At 48.6% G+C, this 19,692-nt stretch carries 14 protein-coding genes and 1 tRNA gene; 6 read left to right on the top strand and 9 right to left on the bottom strand.

Annotated elements, in window-relative coordinates:
- Positions 1 to 235: 235 nt before the first annotated feature.
- Positions 236 to 1,456, bottom strand: coding sequence for an arginine deiminase (gene arcA / locus QL223_RS10735; protein ID WP_281544738.1), 1,221 nt, complete (start codon positions 1,454 to 1,456; stop codon positions 236 to 238).
- Between the two features lie 514 nt (positions 1,457 to 1,970).
- Here arcA and rraB point away from each other — a divergent pair.
- Positions 1,971 to 2,369 (top strand): ribonuclease E inhibitor RraB, encoded by a 399-nt coding sequence (rraB, locus tag QL223_RS10730; protein ID WP_002537618.1) that lies wholly within the window; start codon positions 1,971 to 1,973, stop codon positions 2,367 to 2,369.
- Between the two features lie 68 nt (positions 2,370 to 2,437).
- Here rraB and QL223_RS10725 read toward each other — a convergent pair whose 3' ends face one another.
- A complete protein-coding gene (locus QL223_RS10725; RefSeq protein WP_281544737.1) occupies positions 2,438 to 3,346 on the bottom strand; it encodes a helix-turn-helix domain-containing GNAT family N-acetyltransferase in 909 nt (302 codons plus the stop codon).
- A 201-nt stretch (positions 3,347 to 3,547) separates the two neighbouring features.
- Here QL223_RS10725 and QL223_RS10720 point away from each other — a divergent pair, with 201 nt between their 5' ends.
- Entirely contained in the window at positions 3,548 to 4,720 is a 1,173-nt protein-coding gene (locus QL223_RS10720) for a YjgN family protein (RefSeq protein WP_281544736.1), read from the top strand.
- Complete coding sequence (locus tag QL223_RS10715; protein ID WP_281544735.1) at positions 4,720 to 5,724, top strand: M48 family metallopeptidase; 1,005 nt, start codon at positions 4,720 to 4,722, stop codon at positions 5,722 to 5,724. The genes QL223_RS10720 and QL223_RS10715 overlap by 1 nt, the downstream gene beginning before the upstream one ends.
- A 49-nt stretch (positions 5,725 to 5,773) precedes the next feature.
- On the opposite strand, the gene QL223_RS10710 is transcribed toward QL223_RS10715, so the two are convergent.
- From QL223_RS10710 to pepA, 6 genes are all read right to left on the bottom strand, one after another.
- Positions 5,774 to 6,175 (bottom strand): DUF2061 domain-containing protein, encoded by a 402-nt coding sequence (locus QL223_RS10710; RefSeq protein ID WP_002537612.1) that lies wholly within the window; start codon positions 6,173 to 6,175, stop codon positions 5,774 to 5,776.
- Positions 6,176 to 6,367: 192 nt separating this feature from the next.
- Positions 6,368 to 8,638, bottom strand: coding sequence for an EAL domain-containing protein (locus QL223_RS10705; RefSeq protein WP_281544734.1), 2,271 nt, complete (start codon positions 8,636 to 8,638; stop codon positions 6,368 to 6,370).
- A complete protein-coding gene (locus QL223_RS10700) occupies positions 8,635 to 10,635 on the bottom strand; it encodes a HAMP domain-containing sensor histidine kinase (RefSeq protein WP_281544733.1) in 2,001 nt (666 codons plus the stop codon). The genes QL223_RS10705 and QL223_RS10700 overlap by 4 nt, the downstream gene beginning before the upstream one ends.
- A gap of 207 nt (positions 10,636 to 10,842) precedes the next feature.
- On the bottom strand, positions 10,843 to 13,701 hold the full coding sequence (locus QL223_RS10695; protein WP_002537608.1) for a valine--tRNA ligase: 2,859 nt from the start codon (positions 13,699 to 13,701) through the stop codon (positions 10,843 to 10,845).
- A gap of 20 nt (positions 13,702 to 13,721) precedes the next feature.
- Positions 13,722 to 14,177 carry a DNA polymerase III subunit chi gene (locus QL223_RS10690; RefSeq protein ID WP_281544732.1) on the bottom strand — a complete coding sequence of 152 codons (456 nt, stop codon included), beginning with the start codon at positions 14,175 to 14,177 and terminating at the stop codon, positions 13,722 to 13,724.
- Positions 14,178 to 14,316: 139 nt separating this feature from the next.
- Complete coding sequence (gene pepA, locus QL223_RS10685) at positions 14,317 to 15,825, bottom strand: leucyl aminopeptidase (RefSeq protein WP_002537606.1); 1,509 nt, start codon at positions 15,823 to 15,825, stop codon at positions 14,317 to 14,319.
- 193 nt (positions 15,826 to 16,018) lie between these two features.
- On the opposite strand from pepA, the gene lptF reads away from it, so the two are divergent.
- Positions 16,019 to 17,119, top strand: coding sequence for an LPS export ABC transporter permease LptF (gene lptF / locus QL223_RS10680; RefSeq protein ID WP_039849768.1), 1,101 nt, complete (start codon positions 16,019 to 16,021; stop codon positions 17,117 to 17,119).
- Positions 17,119 to 18,192 carry an LPS export ABC transporter permease LptG gene (lptG, locus tag QL223_RS10675; RefSeq protein WP_281544731.1) on the top strand — a complete coding sequence of 358 codons (1,074 nt, stop codon included), beginning with the start codon at positions 17,119 to 17,121 and terminating at the stop codon, positions 18,190 to 18,192. The genes lptF and lptG overlap by 1 nt, the downstream gene beginning before the upstream one ends.
- A gap of 75 nt (positions 18,193 to 18,267) precedes the next feature.
- Here lptG and QL223_RS10670 read toward each other — a convergent pair whose 3' ends face one another.
- Positions 18,268 to 18,753: an RDD family protein gene (locus QL223_RS10670; RefSeq protein ID WP_281544730.1), complete on the bottom strand. Its 486-nt coding sequence runs from the start codon at positions 18,751 to 18,753 to the stop codon at positions 18,268 to 18,270.
- Between the two features lie 182 nt (positions 18,754 to 18,935).
- Between QL223_RS10670 and QL223_RS10665 the strand changes: the two genes are divergently transcribed.
- Positions 18,936 to 19,021 (top strand) — tRNA-Leu (locus tag QL223_RS10665).
- Positions 19,022 to 19,692: the final 671 nt, after the last annotated feature.

The raw sequence follows: 19,692 nt of genomic DNA, 5'->3' as shown, positions 1-19,692 counted from the left end.
ACTGCGATGTGACTTGTAACCAAACAACCTGAAGATGCAGGATTTGGGTTGTTTTGGTATATATTTGCGTCACTTTGATATTAGTCACGATTTTGACTCATTTGTGAGTATTAATTCAACCCCTTTGAATAAATATTTATTTGTGTTTGGTCGGTATTTTCTCGGATACATAAAAAAGCCACCTCGCAATGAGGTGGCTTGTTCGGTTAAGGAGAGTGGGAGAGTTCGGTTCCTTTTACAGTCCTTCGCGTTCGATAGGGCAGCTCATGCAGCGTGCACCGCCGCGACCACGGCCAAGTTGGTCGCCCGGGATAGGAAGAACGGTGATGCCTGCTTTGTCGTATTTTTCATTGGTGTACACGTTGCCTTCATAACCAATCACCACGCCTGGGCGCACGGTTAGAACGTTGTTGGCATCGTTCCACTGTTCGCGCTCTGCTTCAAAGCTGTCACCACCGGTGGTGATGATGTTGAGCTGAGGCAACTCCAATGCTTTTTCGATGGCATGCAGGAAGTAGTCAGCTTCTTTCACTTCCACATCGCCATTGCCTTTGTTGATAAGACGCCAGCTTTGCAGGTCTTTACGCATTACTTGTGGATACACAGAGAAAGTGTCGATGTCCATGTGGGTCATCACGGTATCCAAGTGCATGCAGGAGCGGTGCTTTGGTAAGTTAATGGCAATCACTTCTTTTGCCTGACCATGAGCAAACAGGCTACGTGCCAACGCTTCCACACCTTGTGGTGTTGTGCGCTCAGACATACCCACCAGAACTGCACCGTTGCCGATAACCAGCACATCACCGCCTTCGACCATGGCATTGTCGTAGTCGCGCTGCTCATCACCAAGGTAAGTGATGAAGTCCTGACCTGCGAACAATGGGTGCCAGCGGTAAATGGCGCGCAGGTGGTTGGTTTCACGCTGACGGGCAGGCATCGCCATTGGGTTTAAGGACACGCCACCGTAAACCCAACAAGACGTATCACGGGTAAACAAGTGGTTCGGCAGTGGGTCGATGATGAAATCCATGCGTTCGTGCATTGCCTGCATCATCGACGCTGAATGGTTTGGAAAGTCGATATAGCTTAAGCCGCCGAGAAGGATGTGTGCCAGCTCTTCGTTACTGAGGGTTTTTAAATAGCTTCGCACATCATGGGCGAACTGGTAACCAAGACGGTATTCGCCCACTTGGGTATTTAGCAGCCAAGTCTTGGCTTCCGGCACTTCTAATGTTTGGGCCAGCAGATCGTGCAATAGCAGCACTTCTACGCCTTGGTCACGCAGGGTTTGCGCGAATTGATCGTGCTCCTCGCCGGCACGTTCCACCGCAAGTACATCATCAAACAACAGGTCTTTGTAGTTAGACGGCGTAAGGTGGTTTAGCGCTCGTTCTGGTCGATGAAGCATTACACGCTTCAATTGACCGACTTCAGATCCCACATATAGCTGACTCATGATCGTTTCTCTCTTGAATTTTTATTAACCTCCACCGTTTTACTTCGCGTGAGTTAGGTTGAAGAGAGCGTTCGCCTCTCTGTCATGCCAGTGCTCAGCAGGAACGGTGGGGAAAATGGAGATAAAGCGACAGAATTCTGTATTCGTGGCGTCGGATAGTAGAGACGCCTGAAAATTTGTCGTAAATCCATTTATCTTGTTGCATTAGGGCTAACCATGGTTTGCTCGATCTTCGCCGAGTGTGAAAGCCCGCCATGCATCTATCGGTGCTTATCTATGCGATTTAAATGCACACTATTCCATAATTCAGGGTTTTGTTGGCGCAAGATTGGGTATTTTTAAATTTATCCAGCATCTTGTGTTGTTATTGCCCTGTTCTCAAATAATGACAACCTTGTTCGATAAGGTCAATTTTACTTTTAATTAACATGTAGGGAGTGTGGGAAATTGACGTGGTAAACCATGCCAATCCATGCCATAGTTCTGCCGTTAATTAAGTGCCTGGAGTGATCTGATGTCTTACGCTGACATTATTGAAGAACAAAAAGCGGAAACCCGTGAAATCATTGAAGCCCTGCTGGAAGATGGTAGCGATCCTGATGCGTTGTATACCATTGAGCACCACCTGTCTGCAGACAGCTTTGCAGAGCTTGAAGGCGCGGCAGTAGAAGCGTTCAAAATGGGCTTTGAAGTGCTGGAAGCGGAAGAGCTTGAACTGGAAGACGGCTCCACAGTGATCTGCTTTGATGCAGTGATGGAATCGGCGCTGGATGCAGACCGCATTGACGAACAGGTTGAGAAGCTGGTGAAGCTGGCTGAGAAATTCAGTATCGATTACGACGGCTGGGGCACTTACTTTGAATCGGACGAAGAAGACGCCGAGGAAGAGGGTGAACTGGAAGAAGACGATTAATCATCTTTGCCGAAAAGAAAGCCGGAGCGTTAAAGACTCCGGCTTTTTTGTGTCTGGTAATGGGTGACTTATAGTTTTTTCAGCATCGCGACTTCGCAGTCTGTATGTCCGGTGTTACCAAGTGGAGCATCGACACGTTTAAAGCCGAGTGACTCGTATAGGCGAATAGCTTCTTTCAGGCAGGCCGTCGTTTCTAGATAGCAGCTGTGATAACCCTGACTACGTGCGAACTTCATGGCCATTGCCGCGAGCCTTCTCGCAAAGCCTCGACCACGAAGTTCAGGACGGAAATACATTTTCTGCAATTCGCATACACCCTCTTCACCGGGCAAAGGTGCAACGCCGCCGCCACCCAAAATTTTTCCGTTCTGTTCGACTACCCAATAAGCCGCATTATCTGCTTTGTAGCTTTCACTCAGTACATCCAGTGTCGGGTCTGCCACGCTGTAGCCTTTGTCAGCAGTCAGGCCATACTCTTCCGATACTTTGCGAATAACAGTGGCAATGGCTGCGTTGTCGGCAGGCTCCAACAGGCGAAGGGTAAAACCTTTCTGGTGCTCGCTCTGCTCCATTGCCCGGTTGTAGCGGTGCAGTGATGTGGAAAGGGATTCAATTTCGTCGGTATCCAGCTGTTCCAGATACAAGGCGATTTGCTGATTGATCCCAAAGTGATGCTCATCCAGACGTTCTTTGCCAACATCAGACAGAGAATAGCGTGGCAGATTACTTTCACCGTCGATAGAGGAAGCAACATTGTCATTGTTGATGAGAATAGCCAGTGTGCGGTTAGCATTGGTGACATCAATGTTGAGGCGTTCAGAAAGCTGCTCAGCGGTAAGAGACTCCTGCTCAAGCTCAATCATCACGTGGCATTGCACCGTGGTCAGCCCAGCAGTGCCATATATGTTATCCAACAATCCGCGATGGCGAAGAAGTTGGCGGACGAGCGATCTGATTTCAACCGGACCTGTAGTCATTGTGTCTCCATTTTACACCGAATGTGTCACTTTCCTTTGTGGCTTACTGTCTTTGGGTAAGCAAGCAACTCGGAGGTAATTGCTCCGTTTTGCACAAAATAAAGCCTCTTGATTCGCACTTGCTTAATTTGGCTATAAGCCTATTGAGCATAATGATTATGATGGCGAAACCATAATAAAACAGTTGGCAAAGGATTGACCATGGAAAACAAGATGATATTTCACGGCACGGGCCGTGAGTTTTTTGGCATTTGGATTGTGAATATTGTGCTGAGTGTTCTTACGCTTGGGATTTACTCAGCGTGGGCAAAAGTACGTACAAAAAAATACTTCTACGGAAACACTGAACTTGCGGGTGATCGCTTTGATTATCATGCCACACCAAAACAAATCCTGATCGGGCGGGCGATTGCAGTCGCGGCGCTTGTCATCTGGATTGTGGTTGGTCAGTTTTTTCCGCTGTTTTCGGGCGTTCTATTTTTGGCTGGTCTTCTGGTATTGCCTTGGCTCGCGAGAAACAACGCCCGTTTTGATGCGCGCATGACCAGTTATCGAAACGTACGGCTCAACTTTACAGGCTCTTTGCATGGGGCGTATGCGGCTATTCTTGGTCGTGGTGCGTTGATTGTCTTAATGTTTATTGCACTGGTGGCGTTTGCCACTACCCAAACGAATGGCTTTGTCATCTTTGTCTTTATTCTGGGCGGATTCATAGCAGGGTTTGTTATGTTTGCTTGGTTGATGAAAGGTATCGCAAGTTACTTTGCTAACGGCTATGGATACGGAAGACTGTCCTTTCAAGCTGAATTATCTACTGGGACTTACGTTCGGACCTATTTGGGCGCAATGTTATTGGGATTCTTGGTGTCTATCGGCACCGGTATTTTGTCCGCGGCTGTGGTTGCAATTGCTGAGTTCATCTTTCCTATTCCGCTGACATTGAATGATATAGATATGGAAAATATCTCAATATCTGACCTAGGTGGCGTACTCAATTTAGCCTCTGTCATGATTCTTACGTACGCAACCATGTTTGCGTCTTTTCTCGTTGTAAGTGCATACGTTGTTTCTCGTACTCGAAATCATGTATTCAGTCGCATGCAAGTCGGTGAAACAGGAGACTACCACCTGAAATCTGAGATGCGGGCTCGTGGCTATGCATGGCTGGTTGTGAGTAACTTTTTCCTTCAGCTGTTTACACTGGGTCTCGCTCGTCCTTGGGTGAAAGTGCGTACTACCCGTTATTTGTTGTCTGTGACTACAATTCACGGCGATCTTGATGCGTTAAGCGTTTACGAAGATGAAAATGGCGCGAAGTCTGCAGTAGGTGATGAAATGTCACAGGTCTTCGACTTAGATATCGGGATAAACTGATGGTGAAAGGGACAGCGTTTGCGGCAGGTGAGTCAGGCAAGCATGAGGCTGAGCTCTTTGTCATGGGTGAGACCAAAGCGATACTGAGATTCGACGGCAAAACCATTGAATGCCGTTTGGATGAAGTCTCCCGCTCTGAGCGCATTGGTAATCTTCCTTTGCAGCTTCGTTTTCCAGAGGGTGAGCTCTTTATTGCGAATGATGAATCTGACTTGCCCTACTCTTTGCAGGCTAAAAAGCGAGGATGGCTGACACGCCTTGAGAGTAGTAAAACGGCAATTCTTTCTTCCATTGCGGCTGCGCTGCTGTTTATGGTGGCCTTTTTCTATATTGGCTTGCCTGGGATCAGTAAAGGAATAACCCAGCTTTTACCGGATGAAATTCCGATGGCGGTGGGTGAGCATGTGATGTCTCAGCTCGATGAAAGAATGTTTACTGCTTCCGAACTGGATACCGAACGCCAGCAAGCGCTGAATCAGCGTTTTGATGAGCTTGTTGAAATGCTACCGCCGATGCCTGTCAAACCTAAACTGGTGCTCCGCAATTGGAAACAAGGTCCGAATGCATTTGCTTTAAGTGATGGCACTGTGGTGTTACTCGATCCTTTAGTCAATCTTGCTCAAACTGACGCGCAACTTGAGAGTGTAATACTCCATGAGCTTGGACATGTTTATCACCAGCACGTGATGACGGGACTGGTGCGATCAACCCTGATTTCAGTCTCGGTAGCCGTGCTCACTGGTGAAAGCACTGGTGTCATCGACATGATGACAGGCTTGGGTGTACTTGCGGCAACAGCCAGGTATTCAAGGGCAGATGAGGAAGAGTCCGATCAGTTCGCTGCTAAATACCTCAGTGCTATTTATGGTGATGCCAGTGCACAGGCGGAAATGTTTGCCTTGCTTGGCGAGGCTCATCAGACGGAGGGAATGTCGCAATGGCTCAGTTCCCATCCAGACACAGAAAGCCGCATAGAGGCCGCAAATAGCTTCCAGACAGAATGATAAAAGGGCAGCTTACGCTGCCCTTTCTTATTTCCAAACGTGTTCTCTATTAAGCTGCCATTGGATGGTGGTGACATTGCATCATGCTCAGGCGTTCTTTCTTCTGCCATACACGTTCATGGAAGTAGTAAGCCATGGTATTGATACAAGGTTCAATCATTGCCATCACACTGCCAATCAGTACATCACCCGTCAGCAGGTAAGCCACACCAAACGCAACGCTGAAATGTACAACAGCGAAACTTGCTGTTTTACGGCCTGGATGATTTGTTGCCAGACGCTTCAGTAATTTGTTGTCCCACGCTTTTTCGTGGAAGTAGAACGCGACCGTATTGACCATAGGCTCTACCATGGCAATCAAACTACCCAGCAGAATATCGCCAGTCAGGACATACGCGACTGTAAACGCAACGGTAAAGTGAATCACAGCAAAACTTAAGGTCTTTTTCATAACAGTTCCCTCATTCGGTATGACTTCATTATTGCAAATAATTCTCATTTGTAAATGAGTTTTCTGTTGATTGTTTTGATAGGCTTAAGCTATCAAAGTGTCGAGGGGGCGAGAATGAGGAGAATAATGGAATAAGAAAGCGCTGAGAGTGGGCCCTGGCTCCAGATGTTGAACCAGGGCTACAGGAAGTGTTTAGGCGACTGCCTGTTCTTTTAAGGCGAGAGTGAATGCATCCAAGGTGAGAGGTTTGTAGAACAGGTAACCTTGTGCCATCTCCAATCCGGCAGCTACCGCGGAAACAAGTTGTTCCTCTGTCTCCAACCCTTCAATCAATACCTGTTTTTTCATGCCTTTAAGCATATTGACCATACCACCAAGTAAGCGCTCTGAGCGGTCACATTTGCTTAATCCCCAAGTGAAGATTCGGTCGATTTTTATCACTGATACTGGCAAATCAAGCAGATAACCAAAGGAGGAATACCCAGTACCGAAATCATCAAGGTGTAGTGACCACCCTTGTTCATGTAGCTTGGCAATATTCGCTTTGCAGCCTTCCCCTTGAACGAAACATCCTTCGGTGATTTCCAGTGATATCCGATGCTTGTCGATACCATATTGTTGCAAGATGCCACTTAGAATTGGTAATAACTCCCGGCGGTTGAGTGACAAGGGAGATATGTTGATGGCAATTTCTGGCAGCTCAGGATGGTTTGCCAGTACTTTACAGGCAGAGCGGAATACAAAGGTATCGAGCTCGAAGCTGAGCCCAGCGGCCTCTGCGATTGGGACAAATACACCCGGTGACACTTCCCCCAATTCTTCATGGTTCCACCGCAGTAAGGCTTCAGCCCCAATAATGCGATTATTAATGAGGTTGACCTTAGGTTGGAAAACCAGATAAAGCCTTTCTTCAGAAAGATCCTGGCGCAGTTTGTTAATCAGGTTAAGCCTCTCGTTGCAGGCCTTTTCCATATCATCATCAAAGATGAGTGTGGCACCACGACGTTTGGATTTCGCTTGTTTAAGGGCCATTTCGGCGCGTCTTAAGGCGACTTCTATGTTGCTGAGGTTTCCATCCTCCTTCACGCTGAAAATCCCGGACGTCACACCAAGGTAGAAGGTGCCACCGTCCCCCATTTCAAAACAGGTGTCCTGAAGAGTTTGAAGTACATTCAGCAATGACGCTTCGCCTAGCTCTGTAGCGACAGCAAAAGCATCACTGTGAAGTCGGCTGACGACGCTACTGGCAGGGAGGCTTTGTTTTAAGGCATTACCGAACACTTTGAGCACCTTGTTGCCGTAGTCAAAGCCCAGCGATTCATTAATCTGATGAAAATCGTCGATATCAATCATTGCAAGGGTGAGGCGGCCTGCTTGCTTCAAAAGCGATGGCGCTTGTGAATCAACAAACCCCAGTCGGCTGTGAAGACCGGTGATTTCGTCAATAAAGGCGGCATCAAAAAGCTGATTGACGAATTTGGTGTTTTCCAAACCGAGTGCAACATTCTGGATGAATACAGACAGTAGTTCAGGATCAAGCTGATCCAGCACATCGGTTTTGTCAGTGAAAATGTAGATCACCGCTTTCCAACGGCTTGGCGTGTCCATATACAGGGCGATGTTTCCGCCATTGATAACGTTTCTGCCTTCCTTAAAGGCTTGTTTGATGACAGTGTGAGAGGTGTCATCCAACGCCACACTGTCGAGGCTTTTACCAAATGCTTTTTGGTATTTTTGGCTGGTGGCAACGACGATGTGTTCATCTTCGTGGCGTTTGCTGGTGGCGTGAAAGTAGATTTTTTCCAGTTGCTCCGGTGGATTCAACGGGCGACTGGATACACAGAATATACCTTCAGAGTGAATGTCGAACAGTACGTTGATTTGCTCCAGTACACCTTCACTGAAGCTGGCGATTGAGCGTTCCTGAAACTGGTTGGCGGCTGAATCGACGATTTTCTTTAATCCATCTCGGCTTTTCTGAATCGAATACAGATTCTGGTATGAGCGGATAGATGTGCAAATGGTGCTGAACAACTTGGTGCGTGTCAGCTCGTTCTTTGTCTTGTAGTCGTTTATCTCAAAGTTCTCTATCACTGACTCTTCAGGGGCATAACCTGGCTGGCCGGTACGCAGAACGATTTGCGTGGCGTGGTTACCCAGCTCTTTTCGGATATAGCTCGCGAGCTGTAATCCTGCATCTTCGGTTTCCATCACCACATCAAGCAGCACGACCGCTGTATCAGGGTTATCTGCGAGAAGCTGCTGACCTTCTTCTCCTGAGTAGGCATGGATGAATGTCAGCGGGTAACCCATGATGGTGACATTGTTCAATGCTAGTGTGGTGGCCTGATGCATGGAGGCTTCATCATCAATAATGGCGATTTTCCAGCTGCGGATGGGCACAGTCTTAGGTTCGGATAGGGCAGATGGGCTATCGATAATGCTGATTTTAAAATTGCTCATTGTCCACCTTCTGCTTGTTGAATAGATGCCGGAATAGATATGTCGAACACGGCACCATTGTCGTTGTACACCTGAATATCCCCTTGCAGCATATTGACCACAATGCTGTAGACGATATGCATACCCATCCCGGAACCACCTTTACCCAAACGGGTTGTGTAAAATGGTTCAAAGATGCGTTTGATGCCTTCTTCAGAAAGGCCTTTGCCCGAATCGCGATAAAGCCAGCGAATGTGGCCATCTTTCTGGGTCAAAGTGAGGGAAATATCTCCATGAGCATCTTGATCAAATCCGTGAAGAATTGAGTTATTAAATAGGTTGGTAAACACCTGCCCAATCGGCCCTGGGTAGCTGTTCATCATCAGTTTATCGTCCGCATGAAGTTCAAAACTGATAGGGCGGTTTTTGATTTGGTGGTGCAGGGTGCTGTAAACCTCTTGCATCAAGGTACCCAGCTCAAACTCCCGCAGTTGCTCGCTGGTTTGGTCGTTGGCCACTTGTTTGAAGCTGTTAATGAGTTCAGAGGCTCTTTGCAACGAACGGTTCAAGACACTGAAAGCATCGTTCCCATGAGACTCAAAGCTTTCAAGATCTTCCCGACGGATCTCCCCGGTTTTGAGCTTTTCCAAAAACGAAAGGTGCTCGGCTTCCAGCGTGCTCGCCATGGTCACCGAAATTCCAAGTGGCGTGTTAATCTCATGGGAAACCCCTGCCACCAGACTCCCAAGGGAGGATAGTTTCTCAGTCTCTATCAGCTTATCCTGCGCAGATTTCAGGTTCTCCAACATCTCTGTCAGTTGTTCTTTGTCGCGTTTCAGAGCTTCTTTCTGGTTAGCATTTTCTATCTGCAGTTGGTCGAGTCGGGAAAGGCCTACCTGGAAGTTTTTCAGGCTCAGGGTGATTCGTCCCAGCTCATTGTCTTCAATGTCTTCGAAAGGGATATTGCGATGACCCAGACGCAGTGCCTGAATGGTTGTGTTGATTTTCTCCAGTGGCCTGAACAATGAACGCTGGAAAAAGAGGACAATGAATGCCAGCAAAACAGTCGCGAAAACAGTGACAAATATAAGAAGGTACATGGACTTATTGGCTATGTTGCGTAGCCCGTGAGATTCTTCAATCAATAGGCTGTCCGACTGGTCAGCCATCTTGTTGAGTAGTGTCTTCATGTCCAGAAAGATGCCTCGCTCCAACGCAATAACCGCTTTCAGTGCACGTTGTCGGGCAGTGTTGTCGTGGTGTTTGAAGACGTTATTGGCAATTCCGAAAAATCTGGCAAAGTGCCATTCAATGCGCCTTAGCTGCTCGAGAATGCTGGGGTCGCTCGTTGCATCAGAAAGCGATTGTATGTAGTACTTGAACTCCTCTGCATTGGCGATGAAGCGTTTTTCAGCTAACGGGTAGCCGAGCAGATAAATATCTAAATCAGATTTCATATCCTGCATTTCATCGAGTAACTCTAGATCGTATCGATGTAAGGAAGCGAAGTCGTTATGGAATGCCTGAAGATCGCTTTGATTGTTAATGAAGGTATGGAGCTTATCGAGAAGCACTTCAAGTGGTTGACTTGTAGAGTTGATGAGAGAGCGGGCACGTTGCTCTGCTGTGGGGTCGAATACGTTAAAGACGCTTTCTTGCGAGAGTGACAGAAAGGCCTGATGTAGCGCACGCAACTCTGCAATGTCCTGACTGATGGCCTGATCTTTCGAGACGCTGAGGTCTTGCTTGTGTTTGACGAAAGTCTCCAGATGTTGAAGAAAGGCTGCGTGACCTTCCTCATCTTCCTCTTCCACATACCGCATCAGATTGAACAGCATTTCGCTAAGCTCATCCACCATGTGTATGGTGTTGATGGTATTGGGAAGTGCCTTATCTAACAGCGCATCAGTACTGCTTCGGGTATTAAGCGCGACCCAAACAGTCAGAGATGACACGGTGAGTAAGAGAACCGTTAGTGTTATCAGGCTGAGGTGCAGCCTGAATGCGATTGAATTCATTTCTACGTTTCATTGGTTGCAGAATAGCGTTCTATAAAGCGTAGTAATGGATTTCGACGCGAATGTTAAAGCTGCTCATCAATTGCGGCGCATGTCACTTTTATGCATCAGATTGTTGATGAATTTAACAGGGTTAGCGGGTAGAGAGAAAAGAAAACGGGCCTTCCGTTGGAAGACCCGTTTGTGAGCGTAAGTTCCGCGGTGAGATTACAGTGCAGCGATAACTGCTTTCTGCTCTTCCAGCTTAGTTAGGGTTTCTGCGTAACCGTCCAGCTTCGCACGCTCAGCAGCAACAACCGCTTCAGGAGCTTTCGCCACGAAACCTTGGTTATTCAGCTTGCCTTCAACGCGTTTGATTTCACCCTGGGTCTTGGCAATTTCTTTGTCCAGACGAGCCAGCTCGGCGTCTTTATCAATCAGACCTGCCATTGGGATCATCAGGGTAGATTTACCAACAAGTGCGGTTGCACATGCCGGTGTTTCTTCGCCTGCTTCCAAAATGCGGATGCCTTCCAGCTTCGCCAGTGACATCAGAACCTGCTTGCTTGCTTCAACACGCGCAGCATCTTTCTCGTCAGCGGCTTTCAGCATCACATCCAGAGGTTTGCTCGGTGCGATGTCATATTCAGCGCGCAGGTTACGGATGGCAGTGATGAAACCTTTCACCCACTCGATATCAGCCAGTGCTGCTTCATCGAACTGTGCTTCGTCATACTGTGGCAGTGCCTGCAGCATGATGGTGTCACCTTCAACACCGTCTACCAGTGGCTTCACGCTCTGCCAGATAGATTCAGTGATGTAAGGCACAACTGGGTGCGCCAGTCGCAGTGTCTTCTCAAGCACGTTGATCAGCGTGTGACGGGTCGCGCGCTGTTGTGCTTCAGTGCCTTTCCACAGAACAGGTTTGGTCAGCTCCAGATACCAGTCGCAGAATTGGTTCCAGATGAATTCGTACAGGGTGTTCGATGCCATATCCAGACGGAAGTTTTCGATATGCGCGTTGAACTCTTTTGCTGCCAGTTGGAATTGAGATTCGATCCACTTATCAGCCAGTGAGAACTCCATCTCACCGCCTTGCATGCCGCAATCCTGATCTTCTGTGTTCATCAGCACGTAACGGCTTGCGTTCCAGAGCTTGTTACAGAAGTTGCGGTAACCCTCAAGACGCTTCATGTCCCAGTTGATGTCACGACCTGTTGAAGCCATGGCAGCCAGAGTGAAGCGCAGTGCGTCGGTACCGTAGGCTTCGATACCATTTTCGAACGTCTTACGGGTGTTCTTTTCGATCTTCGCCGCCAGTTGTGGCTGCATCATGTTACCGGTACGTTTTTCTACCAGTGACTCTAAGTCGATACCGTCGATCATGTCGATCGGGTCAAGTACGTTACCTTTAGATTTCGACATCTTGTCGCCGTTTTCGTCACGGATCAGACCCGTTACGTAAACAGTCTTGAATGGCACTTGTGGCTTGCCATCTTCATCTTTCATGAAGTGCATGGTCATCATGATCATGCGCGCAACCCAGAAGAAGATAATGTCGAAACCGGTTACCAGTACATCAGTCGGGTGGAAGGTTTTCAGTTCTGGCGTTTCTTGTGGCCAGCCCAGTGTACCGAATGTCCACAGTGCAGATGAGAACCAGGTATCCAGAACGTCATCGTCCTGACGCAGCACAACAACTGGAGCAAGACCGTTCTTCTCACGTACTTCTTCTTCTGTACGACCTACGTAAACGTTGCCGTCGTTGTCATACCAAGCAGGGATGCGGTGACCCCACCACAGTTGACGGGAGATACACCAGTCTTGAATGTCACGCATCCACGAGAAGTACATGTTCTCGTATTGCTTAGGCACGAACTGGATGTCGCCGTTTTCAACCGCTTCAACCGCAGGCTGAGCCAGCGTCGCAGTGCGAACATACCATTGGTCAGTCAGCATTGGTTCGATAACCACGCCACCACGGTCGCCGTAAGGAACAGTCAGGTCGTGATCTTTGATTTCGTCCAGCAGGCCCAGTTCTTCGAACTCAGCAACGATCGCTTTACGTGCAGCGAAACGCTCCATGCCACGGTATTTCTCTGGCAGGTCAGTGCTGTATACATCGCTCGCTTCGCCGTTGGTGTTGAACACTTCGGCTGCGTCGCGGATGTCTGCGTTGAACGTGAGGATGTTGATCATTGGCAGCTGGTGACGCTTGCCAACTTCGTAGTCATTGAAGTCATGCGCAGGGGTGATCTTCACACAACCTGTGCCTTTCTCCATGTCAGCGTGTTCGTCGCCCACGATTGGAATGCGGCGGTCAACGATTGGCAGGATGATTTCTTTACCGATGAGATCTTTGTAACGCGGATCTTCTGGGTTAACAGCTACACCGGTATCGCCCAGCATGGTTTCTGGACGGGTAGTTGCTACCACGATGTAGTCTTTACCGTCTGCGGTTTTAACGCCGTCAGCCAGTGGGTAACGGAAGTGCCACATGTGACCTTTCACGTCCTTATTTTCTACTTCCAGATCGGAAATAGCCGTGTGCAGTTTCGGGTCCCAGTTAACCAGACGCTTGCCGCGGTAGATCAGGTCATCTTCATACAGACGTACAAACACTTCCTGAACAGCAGCGTAAAAGCCATCATCCATGGTGAAGCGCTCACGATCCCAGTCTACAGACGCACCCAGACGGCGCAGCTGCTTGGTGATTGTGCCACCGGATTCGCCTTTCCACTCCCAGATCTTGTCGATGAAAGCGTCACGGCCGTAGTCGTGCTTGGTTTTGCCTTCTTCTGCCGCGATCTTGCGCTCAACAACCATTTGGGTCGCGATACCTGCGTGGTCAGTACCGACCTGCCAAAGGGTGTTTTTGCCTTTCATGCGCTCACAGCGGATCAGGGTATCCATGATGGTGTCCTGAAACGCATGGCCCATGTGCAGGCTGCCCGTGACGTTGGGTGGTGGGATCATGATGCTGTAAGCAGCTTTTGATGTGTCACCGTGAGGCTTGAAGTAGCCAGCCTCTTCCCAGCGCTGGTACAGCGCCTTTTCAATTGATGTTGGGTTGTATGTCTTTTCCATAGCGCTCTTGATGGACTGATTTAATAGGACATTTCTTCAATGGCGAGGGTACGCATTTGACGCCCCGCCATGCGGTAAATTTTGTAGCGTTCCCGAGCCTGTTGCTTGAGAGCTTCTTCGCAAGGCACGAAGTCTACCACTTGTGCAAAGGAAGGCGCAAAAGTTGCTGCTTCTTGCGCCAGATTTATTAGCACTTGGCGGTGGCCAGCATGGCGTACACCCGGCCAACCAATTTCAACCTGTGCACCTCCCCGTGGACCTTCGCCAACGAGGTTATGAGGCACAAAGTGTTCCGTGGTTTGCTGAAAGAGCCATTCATCAATCGCTTCGGCTTGTTTTCTATCTTCAGCCATGATGAATGCCTTCATACCTTGCTGACAAAAAAGGGCAGAGAGTTGGCTAACCTTGTCCAACATTTGTTGTGTTGGTTGGTCTTGCGATTCATCCAGTAAGTAGAAGGTCGCCATGCCTGTCATCGATTTCCCCCTTTAGCCATTTTTAGCGGTATTGATAACACCATTGTGTTCGGCTCAGTGTGCGGTGAGTTGCTCACACTCGCAACAAAAAGCAGCAACAAAAAAGGAGGCCGAGGCCTCCTTTTCTCTTTGTGCAGTTTTACTCTGCGACTTCAAGGCCAGAACGGTTCAGAAGGAACTGGACCAGCAATGGGACAGGACGACCTGTTGCGCCTTTGTTCTGCCCGCCTTTGAACGAAGTACCGGCTACATCGAGGTGTGCCCAGTTGTACTTCTTCGCGAAACGTGACAGGAAACAACCCGCAGTGATGGTACCGCCACCAGGGCCACCGATGTTTGCCATATCAGCAAACGGGCTCTTGAGTTGCTCTTGGTACTCTTCTGTCATCGGTAGACGCCACGCACGGTCACCCGCTTGCTCTGACGCATTGACGATTTCGTGTGCCAGTGGGTTGTGGTTAGAAATCAGACCGCTAATGTGGTGGCTCAGTGCCACGATACATGCACCGGTCAGGGTCGCCACATCAATCACACACTCTGGCTCGTAACGCTCAACGTAAGTCAGGGCGTCACAAAGTACCAAGCGGCCTTCTGCGTCAGTGTTGAGTACTTCAACAGTTTGGCCTGACATAGTGGTCACGATATCACCTGGGCGGTATGCGTTGCCATCGGGCATGTTTTCACAGCCTGCTAGTACCCCAACCACGTTGATAGGCAGATCCAGCTTCGCCAGAGATTTCATTGCACCGAATACAGAAGCAGCACCACACATGTCGTACTTCATTTCGTCCATGTTAGCAGGCGGCTTCAATGAGATACCGCCTGCATCGAACGTTAGGCCTTTACCTACCAGAATGATTGGTTTTGCATCTGGGTCTGGGTGACCTTTGTACTCCATGATGGACATCATGGACTCGTTTTTCGAGCCTTGGCCTACAGCAAGGTAAGAGGTCATGCCCAGCTCTTTCATTTCTTGCTCGCCAATGATCTTGGTGCTGACTTTTTCAAAGTCATCCGCCAGACGGCGCGCTTGAGAAGCAAGGTACGCTGGGTTTGCAACGTTTGGTGGCATGTTGCCAAGGTCTTTACATGCGTTCACACCGGAAGCAACCGCAAGACCGTGTGCAATTGCGCGCTCACCCAGATTCAGTTCACGACGTGTTGGTACGTTGAACACCAGTTTACGCAGCGGACGGCGGGTTTCTGGCTTCACGCTCTTGAACTGGTTGAAGGTGTATAGGCTGTCTTTGGTGCTCTCAACCGCTTGGCGCACTTTCCAGTAGGTGTCGCGACCTTTGACGTGCAATTCAGTCAGGAAGCAAACCGCTTCCATTGAGCCCGTTTCGTTCAGCGTGTTGATGGTGTTTTTGATGATTTCTTTGTATTGGCGCTCACCGAGTTCACGCTCTTTACCACAACCAACCAGAAGCACACGCTCAGACAGCACATTAGGAACGTGGTGCAATAGCAGCATCTGGCCAGGCTTTCCTTCGAGGTCACCACGGCGCAGCAGGCTACTGATGTAACCGTCACTGATTTTATCAAGTTGTTCTGCCACTGGTGACAGGCGGCGTGGTTCAAACACACCTACAACGATACATGCACTGCGCTGTTTCTCGGGACTCCCGCTTTTTACACTGAACTCCATGCGTACTCCTACATCCTAAAGACAAGTGAGGCTAAATGTTGGATAATGCCCGCTTTATCGGAACTCGAAACTGTGTTCGACGTAAATTTCATTAAGCAGGCCAACACTTGGCCGAAAGATTAAAAAATAACTAATTTACCGAAAAACTATAGCGATTCGAGTAAAAAAACAAGTTTTCTAAAGGTAAAACGCCGTGATTATTGTTCGGTATTTGATCCGAGAAACAGTGAAAACGCAACTTGCGGTGCTGTTTGTGCTATTTCTGGTCTTTTTTAGCCAGAAATTTATCCGAGTGCTGGCCAACGCTACAGATGGCTCAATTCCGGGCAGTGATGTGTTAACTCTTGTCGGGTTGTACATGCCGTCGATGGGCATGTTGATGCTGCCGCTCAGCCTCTATATCGGTATTTTGATTACTTTTGGGCGTTTGTACGCAGAAAGTGAAATTACCGTCATGAATGCGACGGGTATCGGAAACAAGTTTTTGATCCGTGCGGCGCTGTATTTGGCGGTGATTACCGGTACGGTGGCGGCCTTCAACGCCTTATGGTTAACGCCATGGGCAAATGACAAAGAAATCAAAGTGATGGAAACGCTCGAGGCGGATACAGGTCTTGAGCTTTTGGTGCAGGGGCAAATCCAAACCACGCCAGATGGACAGGCTGTGGTTTTTGTCAGCGAGATCACCGGAGAAGGCAAAGATCTCCATAAAGTCTTTATTGCACAACCTGTACCTCGCGGCACCTTGCGCCCCAACGTTGTTGTGGCAGAGAAAGGTTATATCTCAGAATTACCTGATGGACGTCAGGTGCTCGACCTGAATGGCGGTATGCGCTATGAAGGTGTGCCCACCTTACTCGATTACACGGTGACAGATTACGAGAACTATCAGGTGCTGATTGGTCAGCGTGAAGTGCGTCAGAAACATCGTGATTGGGATGCAGTCCCTACCCAGGTGTTGCTCAACGAACCTTCAGCACGTGCTCAGGCTGAACTTCAGTGGCGTATCTCTCTGGTGCTATGTATCCCGCTGATGACCATGATTGTGGTCCCGCTTTCGGCGGTGAATCCGCGTCAGGGACGTTTCGCAAAACTCTTCCCTGCGGTGTTAATTTATCTGGCTTACTTCCTTTCTATCAGTGCGGCGAAATCTGCGGTGGAGGAAGGCAAGTTGCCACCTGAGATTGGTCTTTGGAGTGTAAATATATTGGCGTTGCTGGTGGCGTTAATGCTGATCAGTTGGGATAGCTTGCCAATGCGTAAGCTGAAATACCGATTGAGGAGAGCGGCCTAATGTTTAAGATCCTCGACCTTTATATAGGCCGCACTATTATCGCCACAACAACCTTGTGTCTTGCGACACTGGTTGGCCTGTCCGCCATCATCAAGTTTGTTGAGCAGCTGCGTTCAGTGGGTGAAGGGACCTTCACCATGATGACGGCGATTCAGTACGTGCTACTCAGTATGCCGCGCGATATTGAAATGTTCTTCCCAATGGCTGTGCTTTTGGGGGCTTTGATTGGATTGGGCACGCTGGCTTCAAGCTCTGAGCTTGTGGTGATGCAAGCGGCGGGCTTTTCTAAGTTGGATATCGGCCTGTCGGTACTGAAAACCGCCATGCCTCTGATGCTGGTGGTACTGGCGCTGGGGCAGTGGGGCGCGCCTGATGCTCAGAAAGCTGCGCGTGAACTTCGCGCCTTCGCTAAATCTGGCGGTAACGTGATGTCGGTGAGAACCGGCGTATGGGCAAAAGACGGGGCTGACTTCATCTATATTGCGCGTACTGATCAGAAAGAATCACTGACGGGTGTGAATATCTGGAAGTTCGATGACACCCAAAACCTGCAGGCTCAGGTTTTCGCAGAGCAAGCTACATACCTGGATAAAGACAGTTGGATGCTGGAGAAAGTGACAGTGACGCACTTCGATGGCCCGGTGAAGATCAGTGAAACCAAAGAAGCAGAGCTGGCATGGAAAACCACACTGACACCGGAGAAGCTCGCGATTGTGACGGTGAAGCCTGAAGAGCTCTCTCTCAGTGGTGTCTACAGTTACGTAGATTACCTGAAAGCATCAGAGCAAGATGCTTCCCGCTACGAGCTGGCTTTATGGCGCAAAGCACTTCAGCCATTATCGATTGGTGTGATGATGCTGTTGGCGCTTAGCTTTGTCTTCGGACCATTGCGTTCGGTGACCATGGGGGCGAGGGTGCTATCCGGCGTGATCTTTGGTTTCGCCTTCTATATATCTAATGAAGTCTTTGGCCCTATGACACTGGTCTACAAGTTGCCGCCATTTGTTGGTGCGGTGGCACCGAGTTTGGCTTTTATCGTTGTGACACTTTATCTGCTAAACCGAAAACTCTGACAAAAGACGATATCAGACTGTAAAACAAGAGAGGGAGCCTGTTGGCTCCCTCTTTATTATCAGTATTTTTACGAATTATTTAATCGTATCGACTTTAATCACCTGACTGTTGGAGAAGTGATCCTGAAACGCGCGGTTGTTTCGGTCAAACAGAGTCAGCAGGTTGCCAATACCTAAGCAAGAAGTTGCCATTCGGATAAGGGCTTGGGTAAAGGTGATGTTCCCACCAAACTCACTGATGACTTTAAGCTTCCATGCTTTCATCCCAACTGTCTGTCCTGCTCGGGTCCAGAAGTAACCATAAAAGCCAGCTGCAATAGCAAACACATAGATAGTAAAGAAAGGACTGACTGCCGGGTTGCGTGTCAGGTAATCGCTGACATCTTCATAGCCATCAATAGAAAGTCCCAGTTGCACAGCGATAGCTACGGCACCGACGACTAATGCGATTGCTAACATCTCCACAGCGATGAGTACAAGAAAGTCATAAAGCCAGGCGCCGAAGCGGCGGAAAAAGCTAGCGCCCTTGGGTACGCTGTACTGTGTCGATGATTGAGCCATTGTTCTGTCCTAGAAATGAGTACTGTGTGTAGTTTACCAGCCTAATCGGCAGTGTTGAATGCGTAAAAATAGGCCAGATAGCGCGTGTTTATAGCACTGTGGTGAAAAAAGAACCGATCGAGAAGGTTTTGTGAATTATAGGCTTGCTTCAACCCATTGCTTGCGTATAATTGCTCGCACTTGCCCGGGTGGCGAAATTGGTAGACGCAGCGGATTCAAAATCCGCCGGTGAATAACTGTGCCGGTTCAAGTCCGGCCCCGGGCACCAATTTCCGGAAAAGCCCCAGTCGAAAGACTGGGGCTTTTTTCGTTATATGCTTTTCTGTTACCACGCCAAAAACTCCTCTTTATTACGTTCTTTTACTCTAACCCCTATTTAATGATGATTTTTTCCCTATCTCTTCCGTTCTAATTACTAGTGACAAGAAAAAGCTCGATGATTATTGGGCTCATCAGCGACTTCTTAAACGCAATTCCTACTGTATATAGGGGTGAGGGCGTGCTTCATTTCATTTTTCTTTGCACTTTTAGGGTGAAAGTTGCTGGATAACCACTCATTTTTGCTGTTTTTGCTGGCTTTGTGACCATTTGAATCGATTTTTGAAAATTATTTGGTTTTTGCTATTGCCAACGGAAGTGAACTCTCTATAATGCGCCTCATCGACACGGCAAGCGGCTCGCAGAGCAAGCTACCAAGTCAACGTTCTTTAACAATTTGACCTATGCAATCTGTGTGGGCACTCGTGATTGATAGACAAAAGATTTATCGATGTTTACTGAGTGACCAAACGAAATAACTTCGGTTATATCGGCACAGTCAATTCGTTTTGCTTCTGCTTTTTTAAAAAGCGGAGACAAAACAACAACAGTATTTCATCGAGCCAAAAACTTTAATTGAAGAGTTTGATCATGGCTCAGATTGAACGCTGGCGGCAGGCC

Origin of the sequence: Grimontia sp. SpTr1 (genome assembly GCF_947387585.1) — a bacterium.
In the GTDB taxonomy this organism is placed as follows: Bacteria; Pseudomonadota; Gammaproteobacteria; order Enterobacterales; family Vibrionaceae; genus Enterovibrio; species Enterovibrio indicus.
This window is presented reverse-complemented; position numbering and strand designations above follow the sequence as displayed.

Excerpts from the sequence above, each read along its gene's own strand:
- QL223_RS10725 (WP_281544737.1), bottom strand. The coding sequence starts at position 3,346 with ATGACTACAGGTCCGGTTGAAATCAGATCGCTCGTCCGCCAACTTCTT.
- QL223_RS10715 (WP_281544735.1), top strand. The coding sequence starts at position 4,720 with ATGGTGAAAGGGACAGCGTTTGCGGCAGGTGAGTCAGGCAAGCATGAG.
- QL223_RS10695 (WP_002537608.1), bottom strand. The coding sequence starts at position 13,701 with ATGGAAAAGACATACAACCCAACATCAATTGAAAAGGCGCTGTACCAG.
- lptG (WP_281544731.1), top strand. The coding sequence starts at position 17,119 with ATGTTTAAGATCCTCGACCTTTATATAGGCCGCACTATTATCGCCACA.
- QL223_RS10690 (WP_281544732.1), bottom strand. The coding sequence starts at position 14,177 with ATGACAGGCATGGCGACCTTCTACTTACTGGATGAATCGCAAGACCAA.
- arcA (WP_281544738.1), bottom strand. The coding sequence starts at position 1,456 with ATGAGTCAGCTATATGTGGGATCTGAAGTCGGTCAATTGAAGCGTGTA.
- QL223_RS10710 (WP_002537612.1), bottom strand. The coding sequence starts at position 6,175 with ATGAAAAAGACCTTAAGTTTTGCTGTGATTCACTTTACCGTTGCGTTT.
- QL223_RS10670 (WP_281544730.1), bottom strand. The coding sequence starts at position 18,753 with ATGGCTCAATCATCGACACAGTACAGCGTACCCAAGGGCGCTAGCTTT.
- QL223_RS10720 (WP_281544736.1), top strand. The coding sequence starts at position 3,548 with ATGGAAAACAAGATGATATTTCACGGCACGGGCCGTGAGTTTTTTGGC.
- pepA (WP_002537606.1), bottom strand. The coding sequence starts at position 15,825 with ATGGAGTTCAGTGTAAAAAGCGGGAGTCCCGAGAAACAGCGCAGTGCA.
- QL223_RS10700 (WP_281544733.1), bottom strand. The coding sequence starts at position 10,635 with ATGAATTCAATCGCATTCAGGCTGCACCTCAGCCTGATAACACTAACG.
- QL223_RS10705 (WP_281544734.1), bottom strand. The coding sequence starts at position 8,638 with ATGAGCAATTTTAAAATCAGCATTATCGATAGCCCATCTGCCCTATCC.
- rraB (WP_002537618.1), top strand. The coding sequence starts at position 1,971 with ATGTCTTACGCTGACATTATTGAAGAACAAAAAGCGGAAACCCGTGAA.